We start from the raw sequence: 18,928 nt of genomic DNA, 5'->3' as shown, positions 1-18,928 counted from the left end.
ATCGATTGCGGTGCGTGTGTACCCGAATGTCCACCACATGCGATCTATTACGAAGACGATGTGCCCGAGAAATGGAAAGCGTATATCGACCTCAATCGCGAAATGGCCCCTCAATGTCCCAACATCATAGAGAAGAAGGCCCCCTTGGAATGAGGGACCTGGATGGTTCAGAGACGCACGTCGGTGACTCCTCTTGTGGCCTTGCCGCCCCGGTAGCCGCGATGAAGCGTCAACCTGTCAGCACTTAGCACTGGCGCGCAGCCTGAGCAGGATCGCAGCGCGACGACATCCCTGGTCACCCGCAATGAAGGCCCTTCGCCGGTCAACAGGCTCCCTCACTCCTCGACGAGGGTGAACGGTTACCGAGACCCCTGTTCGGACCCTATTCCAAAGGATTGGCTGTTCGGGCTCGCTGGATTGCTGCTGGTTGCTGACACTACTGGCGTTCGGAATGATTCAGCGACATCGATCGAAGGATGGCGAAGCCGAGCGGGAAGGTCTCACTGTTAGAAAATTAGGGATTCCGTGGGTGGACTTAACACAACCTCATCGACGTGAAGTTTGTTTGACGACGCGGATCCAATTATTGGGGTGGCCGGCTGGCCAACTCTTGGCCAGCCGGTGGCCAGTCCCATGTGCTGCAGAGGTAACGGATTAAGATTTTTCAGGGGACTGGCCAGGCTGGCCAGCCGATTGCAAGACAGCCGACTTTCCCTTCCCGTGAGGGTAGCTGGTTGGCCGCAGCTCGCTGGCGAGCGTTTCTTTGTCGGGCTTCATCGAAGGTGCTCAACGAGGGCAGAGCGAGTGGTCCGCCGGTGTGGACAGCGGCAGTTGAATTGGAGCTGGCAAAAGGGGAGACCGTGGATCTGACGTTTGCGGGCGGCCATGGGGTTGTTTCCGTGACCGATTGGCGTGGTAATATTCGCAGAGCCTTGGCACGATTTTCTCTATCGGTTGCCCGCGCTGGAAAACTGTCCCCATTGGAATCCGATGCGGCATCCCCCCAGAATTCGCCCTATGCTGGAGACGATCGAGACAGGGTGTTGATGTGACAGGCTGTTCGGTGGTAGACGCCGAGGCCCGCTAGCGACCTGGATGAGGAGAATCAAAAGTGAAGCAGGTGGTTCAGGCGTTTGACCGTGCTCTGATTTGCGAGGTTCCGGTTGACGATGCTGATGCGCTGGAGAGAAAGCTGGTTACGGCCACGACCCTGTTTGCCGACCGGGCAGCGCGTTTGAAGCCACATCAACGACTGGCGATTCTGCAGCGTTTGGAAGGGCTGATGGACGCTCAGCGAGATTTTCTCAGTCGACAGATTGCCCGGGAAGGTGGAAAGCCATTAGCGGATGCCAAAGTTGAGGTGACGCGGGCGATTGACGGCGTTCGGTGTGCAGCGGCTGCATTGCGAACGAGTGGAGGCCAGGAAATACCGATGGGACTGACGGCGGCCAGTTCTGACCGCCGTGCCTTTACCATTCAAGAGCCGATCGGTGTCGTGGCCGGGATTTCTGCATTTAATCACCCCCTGAACCTGATTGTGCATCAGGTCGTTCCTGCGGTTGCGGCGGGATGTCCCATCATCATCAAGCCTGCTTCATCGACCCCCTTGTCGTGCTTCTCATTTGTGAATCTGCTGCACGAAGCGGGTTTGCCACCGGAGTGGTGTCAGACGTTCCTGCCCGCGTCCAGTGATCTGGCGGAAGTACTGGTTTCGGATCGGCGCGTGGCATTCGTCAGCTTTATTGGTTCCGGTAAAGTTGGCTGGCGGCTGCGTTCCATCCTCGCACCGGGGACGCGGATTGCACTGGAGCACGGCGGTTCGGCGCCAGCGATCATCGATCAAGCGGCCAACCTCGATCGCCTGATTGAACCGTTGGTAAAGGGGGGGTATTACCACGCCGGACAAGTCTGTGTTTCGACCCAGCGGATTTACGTCCATCAGGATCTCAAAACCGAGTTTCTCAAACGGTTCACCGCTCGCGTGGCGGCACTCAAGGTGGGTGATCCGCTGAACGAAGAGACCGAAGTGGGGCCGATGATCACTCCGGCCGAAGCGGACCGTGTCACCGAGTGGATCGACGAGGCCGTCGGGGGTGGTGCAGAGCTGATCGGCGGTGGCAGGTTGAGTCACACGACAGTCGTTCCTTCGATCCTGGTCAATCCGTCTGTCGATTCCAAAGTTTCAACGCAGGAGGTCTTCGGACCGACGACGTGTGTCTATTCTTATGCGGACCTCGATCAGGCCATTGAGGCGGCGAATTCGCTGCCGTTCGCGTTCCAGGCAAGCATTTTTACCGAGCACCTGCGGACAGCGCTTTATGCCTCCGAACGCTTGGATGCCTCAACGGTGATGATTAACGACCACACCGCCTTTCGGACCGACTGGATGCCGTTTGGAGGACGGCGTGAGTCTGGCTATGGGATCGGGGGAATTCCCTACACAATGCGCGATCTGACGCAGGAAAAACTGATTGTTTTTCGGTCGTAGTAACGGGATGCATGGCAGAGGTCTGTGAACTGGGCGCGGCGAGCGCAAACGAAGACAAATCCGATCGTGTCGCAGCTTGGACGATCGGGTCCGATTCTCCTTGGAATACCCCCAGCGATGGTGTGAGAAGCGAAACGGGCAGACCGGAGCGAAGTTCCGAATGGCTCTCAAGATTATCTGGCCGCTACATCGCGTGTTTGTAGCGGGAGAGAATGACTGTAAGTAATTCAAATAAATGAGTTTCCGTTCAATGGAAAGCCCCTTTACAGGGGACTGGTGCGGGCTACAATTTCCTGCGGAAAGCGAAGAAAAAATGGGAATCGATAGATCCAAATGCGGCCAGGAACGTTTTTAAGAACATGCGATCACGAGAAGTGACGAATCACTTTGGTGAAGCAGAGAGGGACGTTTGTCGAAGTGAGGTTCGAGCGTTCGAGTGACCTCAGGACAAGCGGCCCGCACAGAGGCGATGGATTCAGCATGGAGAACTTGAGAATGAAAATTCAGGTCACGACCGACAACCACACGATGAAGACGCCTGAGTTGAAGAAGCATGTCGAAGACGCGGTCGAGACTGCGTTGAAGCGCTTCGGCGATCGAGTTACTAGAGTCGAAGTTCATTTGTCGGACGAGAATAGCAGTGTCAAGAACAGTGATACTGACAAGCGTTGTGTGATGGAAGCGCGGCTGGCGGGACTGCAGCCGATGGCTGTCACTGCCGAAGCTGCTGCGATCGAAAAAGCCATCGCCGACGCCGCAGAGAAGCTCGAACGGCGAATTGGCAGCACGGTTGACCGATTGAACGACCCTAAGGGGCGAACTTCCTTCGCTGGTGAAGTTGTCCCGTAAACTGAACTGAAAAGGAGACTCGCGGGTGATTGTAGAGTCGCGAGTTTGCCCTCGTCAGGAGAAATGAGGGGGATCGCTCCTTCGCGGGAAACTCGTGGACACGATCGAGTGAGGGTGAAAGACTTCACCTGACCCTTCGAATTCTCCTCGCGAACCGAATCGACAGGCCCGTGGTAGTTACAAAAAACTGTCACGGGCCTGTCGCCTGCCATCCTGGCCGGCGCAATGCGCGGGCTGAAATTGGCGAGGCCTGCAACTCGCGGTACAGCAGGCCGGTTGATCGCGCGATGCGACGCACTTGCGGCAGGGGATCCCTGCACTGCCAGGTCAAAGTCTCCGCGCCGGAAGTCCTTCCCGTGCTCGATCGCAAGGAGGGATTTCGCGCAAAAAATCGCGAGAATTCGAAATTTCCAGTCTTTTCGTTACGGCAAATCGCTGTACATTGAATTGTCGAACAAATGGATAGCATGACGAGGGTCGTAAGTTGTAACGAGACTCGATTGCAGCGAGTCCCGGCTTAATAGACTCTGCTGGCTCAGGTTGACCGTCATTTGGCTGGGTCAGTGAAGAGCCCCGTTCCCGTGAGGCACGCGTATGTTTAATGCGGAGCGAAGTTGGAACAGGCCGCTGCTACTAAGCACGGTCATGCTGCTTCTCTCTGCACTCCTATGTGACCGAAGTGTGGGTGACGACGTTATCGAGATCGACAGCAGCGACGCCTTCGTGTCGATGTCGGACGGGATTGAACTCGCGACGACCGTCTATCAGCCGAAAACCGGGGGACCGTTCCCCGTCATCCTGGCTCGCACGCCTTACAACAAGGATGGTCAGAAAGCGGAAGCGGAACGTTTTTGTGCGCATGGTTACGCATATGTTGCTCAAGACTTGCGAGGCCGCTTCAAGTCCAAAGGGACTGACGCCATCATTTTCCACAATGACGGCTGGAATATGCCCCACGACGGCCACGACACCATCGCCTGGATTTCTCAGCAACCCTGGTGCAACGGAAAAATCGGTACGACGGGGGGCTCGGCACTGGGCATTACGCAGAACATGGCAGCCCCGGGAGCACCCGCGGCCCTGACGTCCCAGTACGTCGTGGTCGCTTTCTCGGACATGTATCATCAGGGGGCTTACCAGGGAGGCGCCTTTCGTTCGGGACTGCTGGAAAACTGGTTGAAGGGAACCGGAATGTCTCCTGCGAACCTGAAGACGTTCGTGGAACATCCGAAATTTGATTCCTTCTGGAGCGAGCTGTCTCCGGAATCGCAGGCCAAGCGAGTGAATGCCCCCGGTGTCTTCATCGGTGGCTGGTACGACATCTTCCTGCAGGGGACGATCAACTCATTCACGACGATTCAATCACAGGGAGGCCCAGCCGCTCGGGGCCGTTGCCGTCTGGTGATCGGGCCGATTGGCCATGGGAGCATGAATGAACTTTCTTACCCGGCAAACTCAGCACGATTACCGCGCTGCGCGGACAGTCTCGCGTGGTTCGATGCCACTCTGAAGGGAAAAGAGAACGGCGTTAACAGTGAAAAGCCGGTCAGCTACTACGTCATGGGGGATCCTACGGATTCCTCCGCACCGGGGAACTACTGGCGAACAGCGGATTCCTGGCCCCCCATCTCGACGGCCACCCCGTTTTATCTTCATCTCGACAAAAGACTCGATACGAAACCTTCCGCCGAAAACGGGAGTATACCGTATCGGTACGACCCCTCGGAGCCAGTGCCGACGATCGGCGGTGCGGAACTGGGGCTTAACATCGGTCCACGTGATCAGCGGTCGGTTGAGTCGCGTTCCGATGTCCTGGTGTTTACGACTGACGAGCTAACGGAGTCTGTGGAAGTGACGGGGCGAATCGAGGCGCGACTTTTTGTTTCCTCCAACTGTCCTGATACCGATTTCACGGTCAAGCTGACAGATGTGTACCCCGACGGGCGTTCGATGCTGGTAACGGATGGGATTCGACGTGCGAGGTTTCGTGAATCGTTTGAGACCGAGAAATTTCTTGAGCCGGGTGAGGTCGTGGAAGTTTCTGTCGACCTGTGGAGTACGTCGCTGATTTTCAATAAAGGGCATCGTATTCGAGTCGCTATTTCCTCTTCGAATGCTCCCCGGTTTGATCCCAATCCGAATACGGGGCATGGATTCCGAGTTAATCACGAGAAACGTATTGCTGACAATACCGTCATGATTTCTGATAAGTATCCATCGAGGGTTATTTTGCCAGTACATACGACATCCGACTGAAAATCGAAAATTCAGGTGTCTCACCTCACTTGTGGCCGAGCCAGAATTGGACATCGCCTTCGGGAACTGAGTAGACTTATTTGCATCTCCTTGGACGATGCTTTCAGCGAGTTCATGAGTATCAGGTCAAGGTTGGCCGAACTTCTGTCGTCGAAAGAACACGATTGTGTCAGAAACGCAAAGGGATTGGGCCGAGGTCTTTTCAGACCTGACGAACGAAATCCAATCGATGCTTAAAAACTGCAGCATCAGTGGAGAGTGCGTCGTCTGTCACGCGGAAACACGGCGGGTTCGAGATATCAAAGTTGATCACGCTGATTTTTATATGACGGTACCGCTGCGCCTGTGTCGTCACTGTTCCGCTCAACCTCCCTTTATAAGCCGTCGCTTTGGAACTCGCTGGAACGGAGCGGTTGAATCCCTGCGTGAAAATTTTGCGAGATGGGGAATGTGGCGATCCCGGAAGGGGCATGAGCCAACGGCTCCTCAACTGTCACTCCTCGAATACTTCACGCGAGTGCCGACGTATCAGAAGTTGTTCGCGGCGTTTCCGGCTATCACTGTCACCGCTGGGCCCGTTCGCGACATCAGTCTGATTCCTGATCCGGGCGAAGATTTACGGTTCCTGAGCAATCTGCAGCAGCGGACGTCGGTGTCGTATCTGATGACGGCCGAAGAAGTGTCTCGATCGGGTATTCCTCACTCGTTGTTGTTCAGCTATCCGGAAATTGTCAGCGATCTGATCCAGCGCGAAGTGGGGGACGTTCGTGACAATCAGGCGATCCTCTCCCAGGTCGCCGCGGTATTGCTGCCCGGCCGGACATGGCAGTTTGATGTTCAGGTGCTGGCATCGAATGCTCGCCAACGGACTGATTCAGTCGCACAGAAACTGCGCCGGAAACTGGAACAGATTCCAACCTGGCCGGTCGCATATCCCATCGTGTTTGTTGTGCGCCGATCCTTTGGCAGAGCCTCCCGTAATCTCCAGGACCTGGTAATTCATCCGTTTGAGGACTGGTCGCGCCGGGTGGTTCTGCCAGATGTAACCAGCTTTTGCGAGATGGCGCTGAAAGTCTACGAAGTCGAAGAAGTTAAGGACCTGATTGAGTTTCGCCTGGAAGACTGTCAGGCATTGATCGAATGCTCGCCCAAAAGCGTGAAGCTGAAGTTGCTGCATGCGAACGGCCTGCAAATTCTGGGGAGGGTTCAGGAAGAGCTGGAAGTTTACGATCGTTTGATCGAAGAGTACCCCGATGACGGGACCGTCGTTCATAAACGGATCATGTGTCTGTCAAACGCGGGTCAGCTTGAGAGAGCCGCTTCCGAGTGCCAGCGTCGACTGGAACGTCACCCCGAAGACGCCGACGCCTTTGTCCTGCTGGCGAACCTGCAGCTGGATATGAATCACGCCGAGGAAAGTCTTAAACAGATCAACTCGGCGCTGGCGATTCAGAAGTCGGCCCATTTCTGGTGCGTCCGTGCGAATATCCTCAGTACGCTGGGGCGGACCAGTGAGGCGCTCAGCTCGGTAAATGTGGCACTGATGTCGGACTTTGATTGTTCTCAGGCGTATTTGTTGCGGGCTAAGTTCCACCTTCAGGCGGGACGAACGGAACAGGCCCTGAAAGACCTGAATGACTATGAACGCTGTGTCGGCTTGTCGCTGGATTCCATCCAGATGAAGGCTGAGGCACTGGCACAACTCAAAAGGATTGGGGAAGCAGAACAGGTCTTTCGATCGGCGCTGGATTACGCCCCCGAGAACGTCATTCTGCGTATGCAGTGGGCAGAGTTCCTCGGCCAGAACGGGAAGCTAGAGTCCGCGCGGCAGGAATGCGATCAGATTCTGAATTCCTCTGACCGATTCGGAGCTGCGTTCTCACTGCGCGCGGCAGTCCTGCTGGAGTTGGGGCATTTTGAAGAGTCGATTCATGACGCCGATAAAGCAATTGAACTCATGGAAAACTCACCGAAGTCCTACATGATCAGGGGCCTTGCCAAGGCCTCACTGGGACGAGTCGACGAGGGGCTGGACGATCTGGATACCTGCCTTACTCAGGACCCTCGCTACTCGATCGGTCGCCTGCACCGTGGACGCTTGCGTGCGGGGCGGGACGAATGTGAGTCCGCGATCGACGACTTTACGGACGCTTTAGAAACGGCTCCAGATTGGGTTGAGGCGCTTCTGGAACGGGGCTACGCATTGCTCAAACTTGAGGAGCACGAACGAGCCCGAGAGGACTTTGACCGTGTGATCGAACTGGCGCCCGAGCGTGCGGACGGATATACCGGCCGGGGTATTACCTATCTGATCGAAGGGAAGAAGGCCGCTGCCGCCAGCGACCTCGATCAGGCAATCGAACTCGACCCCAGTAATCTCAATTGCCGGCTGAATCGGGCCAAGTTACTACTCGAATTGACCGAAATGGATCTTGCCAAGGAAGACCTGAATGAGATCCTCGCCGCCGAACCTGAGAACGGTGCGGCGCTCTGGCAGCGGGCTTACATCAATCTGTATCAGGGTCAGTTCGCAGAGGCACAGCAGGACTTCGATCGCGTCATTGAGCTGAACCCGAACTTGTCGCAATCGCTCATCGGACGAAGCGTCGCGTTTGAGTTTGCCGGTGACGTCGAGAGAGCCGAGGCGGATCGCGAAGAAGCGCGGCGACTGGAACCGTTCTCGACTGATCAACTGAACACAGATCAGATCCTGCTCACCGCCAGTGTGGCGGCGATGAACGAACAGTTTGAAAAAGCGATAGAACTGGCCACCAAAGTCATCGAGGAACACGCAGACCCTCCGGCAGAAGCGTACCGAACGCGGGGTCACTCGCGGTGGTACATCGAGAACTTCGTGGATGCACTCGATGACTACGCTCACATCATCGAGAACACCGATGACGCAACGCGGCACGATTATAGTGCCTACGGTCAAATCCTGTGTGAGTTGGGTGAGTATCAGGACGGCCTCGTTTCCGTGGAACACTCCATCGAAATTGCCCGGGAAGAGGATGATCGAGTAGGTCTGGCTTATTCAGTCAACGGACAGGGCAGGGCACTCGCCGGCATGGGGCTTTATGACCAGGCAGAATGCTCATTTGCAGAATCCTATTCACTCAAGCCTGACAATCCCTGGCTGCATTTCTACCGGGGACTGATGTACGTTGAGCGGGATGACACGAAAAAGGCGTTCGCCTGCTTCGAACAGGCTCTGTCCGCAAACTCTCCGAAGCTTCCACCGGCGAAACGACGTCGCGCCTTGGGGTATGTGGAAACAATACGGAAGAAACGAGTTGAAGAGCTATCGTAATAACGATGCGACCGTAGGCTCACATCGAGCCTACGGTCGTAAGTTGTCGATGGTTGAGTTTGAAGGACTGACAAGTTGGCGAAGGTCATAGGGCGGAGGCGGAGTACCCAATAATTACGGGAACAGCTTCCTGGCGACTTCAGCGACGTGCCGACCCTGGAAAGTTGCCATGGCGAGTTCTTTGCTACTTGGTTGGCGTGAGCCGTCTGCACCTGCGATCGTCGCGGCGCCCCAGGGAGATCCCCCTTTCAGTTCGCTGATGTCCGCGAGTTCCGGACATGAGTAAGGTAGCCCAACATAGATCATACCGTGATGCATGAGTGTGGGGATAAAGCTGATGATCGTGCTTTCGTTCCCGCCGCCCGTTCCAGTACTGGTGAAGACACTGGCAACTTTTCCGACCAGCCCCCCTTTCACCCACAGTCCCCCCGTCTGGTCAAGAAAGAGACGCATCTGTCCTGCCATGTTCCCGAAGCGGGTCGGGGTCCCGAAAATGATGGCGTCGTATTCGCTCAGTTCCTTGGGATCAGCGACGGGAGCAGCCTGATCCAGTTTAGCCCCCGCGCGCTGAGACGCTTCCGAGGACATCGTTTCAGGAACTCGCTTGAGAGTCACTTCGACACCGTCGACGGATTTTGCTCCTTCAACAATCGCCTGCGAGAGCGTTTCGATATGCCCATACATCGAGTAGTAGAGCACCAACAGCTTTGTCATCCTGATTCTCCAATTTTATGAAAGGGTATCCAGTTCCGAGATATCGCAGACAGACGCAATGGGGTGCAGACGGGTTTGCATTGTCGAGTAAAGTGAGCAATGTCGGTATCAAATTAATTCGCGGATGGGATCGCGGCGATCCACCAGGAATTGCGGACGGCCACTGTTGTCGGGGATTGTTGTGGTATTCACGTCAATCCCTAACTGATGGTAGAGAGTCGCGAAGACATCCTGGTAATGGACAGGTCGGTCTTGCGGTACTTCACCCAGCCGGTTTGTCGATCCGATCACCTGGCCCATTCGCATTCCTCCCCCGGCGAGCAGGGCGCATGACGCTTGAGGCCAGTGGTCCCGACCACCGGAGGAATTGATGCGTGGAGTCCGTCCGAATTCACCCCACGCGATGACACTGACATCTTCGTTGAGACCTCGAGCATGCAGGTCTTCGACAAGTGCCGTAATTCCCTGATCGAATTGAGCTAACTGGGTTGGCAACCGTTCAAAGTTGCCGCCGTGACGATCCCAACTTCCGAAAGAAAGCGTAACGCAACGGACTCCAGCTTCGACCAACCTCCGGGCCATCAAGAACTGGTCCATCCAGTGCGGCCCCGCGTCTTCACCAAAAGCAGGGCTGGCGCTGCCGCGACCATAGCGATCCCGCAGTGCAGAGTCTTCCTTTTCCAGATCCAAAGCCTCGACCAGCTTGCTGGAGGTCAGGACATCAAACGCCTTTTGCGTCAGATATTCGTTGTCTTTGAAGGAGGAAACCTGATCAACCTGGTTACGAAAGATGTCAAAACTCTGGAGCAGTGATTTGCGATTCCGCAATTGGTCGAGCGTCACGCCATTCAGGCGCATGTTGGCCATTCCCTCACCATTGGGTTGGAATGCCGCATGGGCCATCCCGAGGAACCCCGGTTCGCCGGGGTTGGAATAAGGGACGTGACCCGTCTTAATCGTCAGTCCAGTGAAGGGAGGAACGGCGGGATCGACCGGACCCAGGATCCGGGACAGGGCAGACCCCAATGAAGGGTGATCGTCTTGCCTTCCCTTGGGGCCGATGGGGTAGCCACTGAGACACATGTCTGAGGCGTGCTGGTCGGGAGAGCCGTAGAGCGAGCGGATGATGGCGAACTTGTCCATCATCTGGGCCAATCGGGGCATGTGCTCGCAGATCTCGATCCCTGGTACATTGGTTTGAATCGGTCGGAAGGAACCCCGTATTTCCACCGGGGCATCCATCTTCAGATCATACATGTCCTGATGAGAGGGGCCGCCTGACAGGTAGATCATGATGATTGCCTTGTGCGGCAGCTTTTTTCCGCGGGTGGCTGCGGAGGCTTCCTCTGCCTTGAGAATCTGCGGTAGCGAAAGTCCCCCCAGGGCAAGTCCACCAATCTTCAGAAACTGTCGCCGCGTGTGGCCGTCACAGAATCGAGACGGCGATTGGCCCATGATATGAAGCATGCAATGTCCTTAATGATCCGTCCAGCCTCACGCGCCGAGTTGGCAACCGTGGAAGGATGTCCCTGCGCGTTATGCGTTAAATGGTCTGTCAACCGTTACTCTGAGCCATAGAGGTCTGTTGAGTTGGCTTTAGTCCAGGTAACCGGTCAGCGAGTCTATCGGGTTTTGCTCAATCCATCCACGCTTGTGGATGTTGGTGAAAGCCCATTGGGCGAGGCAACAGCGCATCGCAAGAGCGTCGAGCTGGTGACCCTGGGTGGAACTTCATGGCGAAGTGTACGTGTCTGGCAACGCAGTCTGTTGTTCCTCCGCACGAAGTGGGTTAGGGGCTCTCTACCGGGCAGGGAGGTGCCCTTGGATGAATGCGACGATGCGGCGAATCGCTTCGCGAGATTCAGGCAAGTTTCGGATCTGAAAGACATGAACCATTCCCGGCCAGACTTCGAGCTGGACGGGTACTCCGTCGGCACGGGCTTTCACGGCGACTCGAACGCCGTCATCTCGAAGCATTTCCAGGTCTCCAAGTTGAATCAGCAGAGGCGAAACGCCGTGGAAATCCGCGAAAGCGGGGGACGCGAGCGGATCTCGAGGGTCACTCACCCCCAGATAACGGGTCCTGAATTCCGGCATCGTGCGAGCACTGATAATGGGATCGTCAACAGATTTCAGGGAGTCGCTGGAGAGGGTAAAGTCGGTTGCCGGGGAAATGGCGATCGCACCTGCGGGGAGCCACTGCTGCCGATCTCGCAGGGCGAGCAATGTCGTGAGTGTGAGGTTGCCACCTGCCGAGTCACCAGCGATGAAAGTCGCCTTGGCATGAACTCTCCCTGTCGGGCCGTGGTCAACCATCCATTCGTACGCAGTCAGGCAATCCTCAAGCCCATCAGGAAATGGATTTTCAGGGGCGAGTCGATAATCAGGAAGAAGCACCGCGCACTTGGCTGCGGCCGAGATGTCTGCTGCGAAGGGGAGATAGTTACCACCCGATCCGGAAACCCAGCCTCCTCCGTGAAGATACAACAGTCGAACATCGGGGTCTGCACCGGGAGCGAGCACCCATTCGCAAGGGATCCCGGCCACGTCCTCCTTTTTCAGGACGAGGCCTTCCATCTGAGGTTCCTGCCTTTGCCCCATGATCGATCTCAGGCGAGGCAAGTCGAACGAGTCTGCACCGAAGGGAGCCCCTTTTCGAAGCTGATCCACCAGTTGCACGCCCTCCTTCGATACTTCTCGTTTGCTGATGGCCGACGCTGCCGCTCTACGGGCGGGTTCCAGCAGTTCCACGAGCGGAATCTTCTCGAATGTCAGCTGGGACTGGCTTCCTTCGTAGACGATCCCGACATGGTCGTGATCGATACGAGTTAAGGAGGGATAACCTGCTCCGGGGCCCTCGTCGAGCAGCATATGGTGGGATTCCGGCCAAGTCCCCCCCTCATTGAAGCTGACTTGGATCGTGTGGTGCGTACGTCCCTTTTGGGAGTGGGGATTCGCGAACAGGAGGGCTCTCTTCTGCTTTGTTCCTTGCTGGTAGTCGGCCCTCAGCAGGCTCGCATTACAATTGGGCTCAATCAGAGTATTGGAGTGGGTCGTGTGGGGAATCCATGTTTGTCCCAGGTCGTGGGTGACCATGACGGCCCGGAATTTTTCCCGGTCGTTACGGACATTCAGCATGATGGTCTGGTCACCGATCAGAGCTGCCTGGCACTCGTTGCCACCTCGATATCCCGGGGTGGCTAGCGTCCAGTTCGCCCCATGATCACGGCTAATCATAATAGTCGCAAACGCCGCCAGGGGATCTCGACCTTCCCGCCCTTGTACGGGCATGACAAGAGTCCCGTCAGGAAGAGTGATCCCTGACTGAGGGGAGGGAGCCAGTAGCCACCAGGATTCCTGTTTAAGCTTTTGAGTCAGATTTTCTGGCTTGGACCACGTTAGGCCATCGTCGCTGGATTGAACCATCATGAACTGAGCGGTCTTCCCAATTTCAAATCCCGGCTCAGACCCATCATCGTTCCATTGATGCTTGCCCGGTTTTCCGTTCATCCAAACAGCAAAGCAAAAGATTTGCCCGGTCTGCTGGTCGACAATGATTCCTGGGTCACTACAACCGTTTTGATTCTGAGGCAGACCACCGAACTCACCCATATCCATGACAATCCGCATCGGCTCCCAGGTTTGCCCTGCGTCGGTGCTGCGGCTGAGACCGATATCGATGTCCTCCTGCAGATCACGACCTTTGGAACGGCGCACGTCGTATACAGCCAGGAGCGTTCCTTTGGGTGTAGTCGTCAATGCAGGAATGCGGTAGGTATGCACTCCATCATCGTTGTGCTTCCGAAGCGCAACTCCGATCCTCAGACGCAGACCGGAGGATGTTTCGTGAGGGATCAACTTCCCGGATGGCGTTTCGATGGACGTGCATGAGATCGAAATTTGATGGCAAAGATCGGCGCTCTCGCTGACTTTACACGTAAGCCAGAAGACGTTTTTTCCTGGCTTGAGGCGTTGTTTGACAGGTATCCGAACAAGGGTGGAGGCGGAGACCGCAGGGCATATCTGCGTCTGGGGCGAGAAGGCCTCGTTGATTCCCGTGGACCACAAGCTGAGTGATACGAGATCTGTAATGTCGTCCGTTCCCGTCAGGTCGAACGAAAATGAAACGAGTTCGATTTCGTTTGTACCGTCAACTTCGATGGCGATCCTGATGACCGGAGAATGATCGTTCCTGATCAAGAGAGGATGCACGGGTCGAAAGACGGATGCAATTGGCTGAAGGACTTCCTGATCCGCGGCACTGACCTCGGGCTGGAGTGGGTTTAGAAACAGGAGAAAGGCGACGAGCATCGAAGGCAAGCAGGCTTCCGACCGGATCAGATCGGTTCTGGAGAAGCGAGTCCTGCCGAACTCAGAGACTTGAAAATCTCGTGATTGCATGGTCATCGCAGTACCCCTGTTTCCAGCCGTTAGGCCTTCAATGAGTGTGCTCAGTTCCCATAAACCTGATCAGTCGAATCGTCGTCCCCGCGTTCTGGACGCCGCGGCGGAGTTTTCCAGTCCCCCGTTGCGTTCAAAGAAGAAATCTCAGCGAGGGGAAGTCCGGACTCGCTGAGATTTGCAAGATGATCAGACGTCACACAACTGAACCGCTTGGCGAAGACCTTCCAGCGGGTCACGGGTAGGAATGAATTCGTGACCAACGTATCCGTCATACCCAATTTCGATGAGTTTCCTCATAATGGGTGGGAAGTTGATTTCCTGCTTGTCGTCCAACTCGGCTCGCCCGGGATTTCCAGCGGTATGGACGTGGCCGATCACGTCTTTATGCTGTTCGAGTCGACGGATGACATCCCCGTTCATAATCTGAACATGGTAGATGTCGAACAAGACCTTGACCCGTGGAGATCCAACTTTACGCACAATGTCGCAGACGTAGTCGATATCGTCTCCCTGGTATCCGGGATGTCCCTTCATCGGATGCGAATCGTCGCGGGTATTCAGGTGTTCGACGCAGATGGTGACACCTTTTTCTTCCGCGTACGGTGCGATTTTTTTCAGACTGGCAATACAGTTTGCAGCCCCTTCCTCCAGGGAAATTTCGCCACTGGTCGGATCTTCGGCGTTCCTCCATTTGTAGCCTGTGAACGCGATGACGTTGGGGACGCCAGCGGCAGCACAGTCATCAATCATCTGTTTTGTTCGAGAAATCACTTCTTCGTGATAGGCGGGGTTGTTGAAGCCTTTGACGAAAGGTGCTCCCGGCATCCCGTTCGGAGCGATGGCACATTTCAAGCCATGTCGCTTGAGTGCATGCCAGGTTTCGGGCCCGCAGATCTCGACTGACTCGATTCCCAGGTTCCTGGCAATCTCGCAGGTCTTGTCAATGTCCCACAGCTCCCCTGCAATATTGAAGCACCAGAATACGACAGAGTGCTTGATGTTTCCTTTGAGCCCAGCAGATTTTGCGATGTTTGTTGCTGCTGAGGAAGACGCGTCACTGCCACAACTCGACATGGGTAATTCCTGCTGCGAAGTAAACCGATTCGTATTGAGCGATGGATTTTGCAAAGTGAGGAAAGCAATCCGAAGTGTGATCACCATGTCGGAACGGGACTTGCCCGCGAAGCTTCGCACGGTGCTGCCGTTCGCTGTTGATTCAAGTGAGGATGATACCCATCGACCCGCCGAACTGCGACCGACCGAAACCCCACTTCCGGTGACAAATCTTGCAAGAAAATAAGGAGAGAAATCCCGACGACTCGCCATTCGCCTATTCTGTTCGTTAATCTCTTGGACGCTCGCGAGATCTCTCAATCCCCCCACGGACAATTGCATTGAATACGGTTACTCCTTTGCCTGTTGATGGCTGGTCGTCGATCGACAGTTCGTTGCGGGACCCTGTCGAATTGCAACTGGCTTCGGCCGAGTCAATCGTGGCTTATATGATCTCGGACATCGATTCCGAGCGTTATTACCGGTCGACACTTCTCGTTCTGACCACTCAGCGATTTCTCAGTCACTCACTCGTGACGGGGATTCAGTCATGGCCCCTCGCCAGGATCGATCAGCTGAAAACAAAAGACCGAGGAGGGCTGGGGACGCTGGAGCTTCTATCGGACGAGGGCCGTCTGGCTGTCTGGCATTACACAATTGCTCAGGGGCCTTCAGCGCTCATCATCGGAGACCGTTTTGATGATTTGAAGATGCATCGAACGGCTTCGACTCCTGTCGATGAAGAGGGGGCTCCCGAACCGGAAGAGAGAGAAGATCCACCGGATACGACTTCATTACTTCGTCTGTGGCAATTTGCCCGACCTCACGCTGGCTGGATGTTGCTCGCACTAGTCATGACGATGACTGCGGCCATCGCCGAGGTCAAGACAATTCAGATGACAGAGCCCCTGACTCGTCTGTTAAAAAACTATCAGCAGGGCGATCCTCCGCTGATGCCTCAGGCGGTTTACTATCTGGGGATCATGTTCGCCTTCGCGGTTGTGGCCTGGCTTCTGGGTTGGGGACAAGGGGCGATTCTCGCCTGGGTCAGTGAACGGGTCACGGGTGACCTGCGGCGCCGAACGTATTCGCACCTGCAGAAGCTATCGCTGGAATATTTTGGCGGTAAACGAACTGGTGACCTGATGTCGCGAATCAGCAGCGACTCAGACCGCCTTTGCTCTTTTCTTTCAGACAGCATCGTGGACTTTACATCCAACACGATTCTGCTGTTTGTGATCGCCTATGCTCTGTTTAGTGCCAATCTCCAGATCGCCCTCGTCGCGTTGCTCCCATTCCCGTTGATTATCTGGCTGATGTACTATGCTCGGGACCGGCTCCAGATTGGCTTTCAAGCGTCCAGTCGTGCCTGGGGCGCCATGTCGAGTGTCCTGGCCGACACTATCCCAGGCATTCGAGTCGTGAAAGCCTTCGCGCAGGAAGATCGCGAGATCGAACGATTTTCGACTGCCAATGAAATGGTGGTGACAACGAACAATCGCGTTAATTCACTCTGGACGTTCTTTTGGCCATTGATCACGTTCCTGAATCACCTGGGTGTCCTGGTGGTCTGGGTCTGCGGGGTCTGGCTAATCGGTGGTCGCGCCTCAACCTTCGACGCCGGGGCTCTGGTCGCGGCAGTTTTGCTGAGCGAGCGATTCTACAGCAAGCTCGAAATGATGAGCCGGATTGTTAATGCATCCCAGCGCGCGGCCGCCAGCGCTCAGCGCATTTTTGAGATTCTCGATCGCGTTTCGAGCGTTCCCGAACCCGCGAAGCCGGTGCCGATCGATAAGCTGCGAGGCGAACTCGAGTTTCGCAACGTGGGATTCCGGTATGGCAACCGGAAAGTGATTCGCGATTTTTCGCTCAAGATTGAAGCGGGAGAGATGATCGGTCTGGTGGGGCACACAGGCGCTGGAAAGAGTACCCTGATTAACCTTGTCTGCCGGTTCTTCGATGTAGCGGAAGGAGCAATTCTTGCCGATGGCGTCGACATCCGTAGCTACAAAGTGGAACCCTACCGTCGAAACGTGGGGATCGTTCTACAGGATCCATTTTTGTTTTACGGAACCATCGCCGAAAACATCGCCTACGGACTTCCAGACGCGACCCGTTCACAGATCATCGAGGCGGCAAAAGCCGCCAAAGCTCACGAATTCATTCTGCAGCTGGCCGATGGATATGACTCTCTGGTGGGAGAAAGAGGGCAGTCTCTGTCAGGAGGGGAGCGTCAGCGCATCAGCATTGCACGCGCACTGCTGATTGATCCGAGGATACTGATTCTGGACGAAGCGACGTCGGCTCTTGATTCCACCACCGAGCGCCAGATTCAGGAGGCGTTGCAGAACCTTGTCCGTGGAAGAACCACGATTGCCATTGCTCACCGACTCAGCACCCTTCGTCAAGCTCACCGCATTATGGTGATCGAACGGGGACGATTGGTGGAAATCGGCACGCACGAGCAGTTGCTGAAAATCAACGGTGCGTATGCAGCACTTCACCGTGCTCAGCAGGAACAAACCAAAGATATTGGCTGGTAAGAAGCCGTGCGTGTTAACCGGTTATCCTGCGTTTTCATCTGCTCATCACCACTCTTGTTGCCTCACTTCTTCAGAAAGCGTCCGAAATGACGGTCTCACAAGCCCAGAAACCCGTCGAGCATGTTCTTGTTGTTCCGACGTTGCTTTTTCATGAGCTCGGTTACTTCCAGGGGTTCGAGTCGCGTATTGATCGATACATCAATACTTTGCTTGATCCCGCCCACACCAGTTTCCGGCCGCGAAACGAAGTGGAGGAAGACCCCAGCTACAAACAACTGATTCCGTATTGTATTTTCCGGTATGAGGGAAAAGTCTTCTTCTATAAACGGGGGAAACTGGGAGGAGAAGGCCGCTTGCATAGCAAAAGATCGATCGGTATTGGGGGGCACATTTCTTCAACCGACAGGCTTTCCGGTGACCGCCGTTATTTGGAGGCGATGCACCGGGAAATTGAAGAAGAAGTCTTTCTGGAATCAGGGTTTACAGACCGATGTGTGGGGCTGATCAATGACGATGAAACCCCCGTAGGACGGGTGCATTTGGGAATCGTTCACATTTTTGATCTCGACATGGCCAAAGTTCGCCCACGTGAAGAGTCGATCTTAGAGACAGGATTCGCAGATCCCGCGGAATTGCTACAGGTCCACGACGAGTTTGAAACCTGGTCACAGATTTGCCTCAAGCATCTGTTTGGTTGATGACGACGCGAGGGCATTGGGGCAAAGCGGGAGGCCGTTTCAATAGATTCAGGCTGATCTCGAGGCGACACTGAGGGGGAAGTCGTGACCATGGAGGGTTATTCGATGTCGAAACAATGGAATCGTAGAAGCGTAATCAGCGCGGCCGTCATGGCAGCAGCCGTTCCCGTCTCCGGGGTGATGGCCGCGACGGAAAAGAAGGCGGATCCTGTCGTTAAAGGCAAACTAACCGATCAGACGCTCGGAAATTTGCTGCAGGCGATGGGCCTCGAGACCAAGGTCCAGGAAACACGCTACGACTTCGGATTCAAGGCGACCATTGAGGATCAGGAGTGGGAACTCTCCATGTCCACTGTGCTGAGCCAGGACGCCAGTTCCGTCTGGGTGATGGCTTGGCTGGATGAACTTCCCAAGTCAGCAGCAGACGTTCCCCGGACAGCACTGCTTCGACTGCTGTCGGACAACGACAAATTGGGGAAAGGAAAGTTCTTCGCTTATATCGCTGCGAATCGGCGATTTGTCCTTCAGCGAGTTGTTCCGAACGAAGGAATGACTGCAGAGAAGTTCCGTGCCGTGCTCGACGACCTGGGTGAGTCCGTTGTCGCTACCCACC

At 55.4% G+C, this 18,928-nt stretch carries 12 protein-coding genes; 8 read left to right on the top strand and 4 right to left on the bottom strand.

Annotated elements, in window-relative coordinates; genetic code table 11:
- Nucleotides 1–60 precede the first annotated feature (60 nt).
- The 5 genes from VGE80_RS19020 (at nt 61) to VGE80_RS19000 (ending at nt 8,903) form a co-directional block, all read left to right on the top strand.
- Entirely contained in the window at nt 61–153 is a 93-nt protein-coding gene (locus VGE80_RS19020; RefSeq protein WP_440593760.1) for a DUF3470 domain-containing protein, read from the top strand.
- A gap of 958 nt (nt 154–1,111) precedes the next feature.
- Nucleotides 1,112–2,488, top strand: a complete 1,377-nt coding sequence (locus VGE80_RS19015) for an aldehyde dehydrogenase family protein (protein ID WP_440593759.1) — start codon at nt 1,112–1,114, stop codon at nt 2,486–2,488.
- Nucleotides 2,489–2,983: 495 nt separating this feature from the next.
- The gene (locus tag VGE80_RS19010; RefSeq protein ID WP_373651882.1) at nt 2,984–3,337 is read left to right on the top strand and encodes an HPF/RaiA family ribosome-associated protein; all 354 of its coding nucleotides are present in this window, start codon (nt 2,984–2,986) and stop codon (nt 3,335–3,337) included.
- 645 nt (nt 3,338–3,982) lie between these two features.
- Nucleotides 3,983–5,593 (top strand): CocE/NonD family hydrolase, encoded by a 1,611-nt coding sequence (locus VGE80_RS19005; RefSeq protein WP_440593758.1) that lies wholly within the window; start codon nt 3,983–3,985, stop codon nt 5,591–5,593.
- A 448-nt stretch (nt 5,594–6,041) separates the two neighbouring features.
- A complete protein-coding gene (locus tag VGE80_RS19000) occupies nt 6,042–8,903 on the top strand; it encodes a tetratricopeptide repeat protein (RefSeq protein WP_440593757.1) in 2,862 nt (953 codons plus the stop codon).
- 114 nt (nt 8,904–9,017) lie between these two features.
- On the opposite strand, the gene wrbA is transcribed toward VGE80_RS19000, so the two are convergent.
- From wrbA to VGE80_RS18980, 4 genes are all read right to left on the bottom strand, one after another.
- On the bottom strand, nt 9,018–9,617 hold the full coding sequence (gene wrbA, locus VGE80_RS18995) for an NAD(P)H:quinone oxidoreductase (RefSeq protein ID WP_373651884.1): 600 nt from the start codon (nt 9,615–9,617) through the stop codon (nt 9,018–9,020).
- A gap of 108 nt (nt 9,618–9,725) precedes the next feature.
- Entirely contained in the window at nt 9,726–11,084 is a 1,359-nt protein-coding gene (locus VGE80_RS18990) for a DUF1501 domain-containing protein (protein ID WP_373651885.1), read from the bottom strand.
- 333 nt (nt 11,085–11,417) lie between these two features.
- On the bottom strand, nt 11,418–14,024 hold the full coding sequence (locus VGE80_RS18985; RefSeq protein WP_440593756.1) for an alpha/beta hydrolase fold domain-containing protein: 2,607 nt from the start codon (nt 14,022–14,024) through the stop codon (nt 11,418–11,420).
- A 183-nt stretch (nt 14,025–14,207) separates the two neighbouring features.
- Nucleotides 14,208–15,095, bottom strand: a complete 888-nt coding sequence (locus VGE80_RS18980) for a hydroxypyruvate isomerase family protein (protein WP_440593755.1) — start codon at nt 15,093–15,095, stop codon at nt 14,208–14,210.
- 320 nt (nt 15,096–15,415) lie between these two features.
- Here VGE80_RS18980 and VGE80_RS18975 point away from each other — a divergent pair, with 320 nt between their 5' ends.
- From VGE80_RS18975 to VGE80_RS18965, 3 genes are all read left to right on the top strand, one after another.
- A complete protein-coding gene (locus VGE80_RS18975) occupies nt 15,416–17,617 on the top strand; it encodes a cyanophycin metabolism-associated ABC transporter (protein WP_405051255.1) in 2,202 nt (733 codons plus the stop codon).
- 86 nt (nt 17,618–17,703) lie between these two features.
- Nucleotides 17,704–18,315 (top strand): phosphoesterase, encoded by a 612-nt coding sequence (locus VGE80_RS18970; protein WP_373651888.1) that lies wholly within the window; start codon nt 17,704–17,706, stop codon nt 18,313–18,315.
- 105 nt (nt 18,316–18,420) lie between these two features.
- Nucleotides 18,421–18,928 (top strand): type III secretion system chaperone (locus VGE80_RS18965; RefSeq protein WP_440593754.1); only part of this gene is annotated, 508 nt, incomplete at its 3' end.

This window comes from Schlesneria sp. (genome assembly GCF_036405755.1).
In the GTDB taxonomy this organism is placed as follows: Bacteria; Planctomycetota; Planctomycetia; order Planctomycetales; family Planctomycetaceae; genus Schlesneria; species Schlesneria sphaerica.
This window is presented reverse-complemented; position numbering and strand designations above follow the sequence as displayed.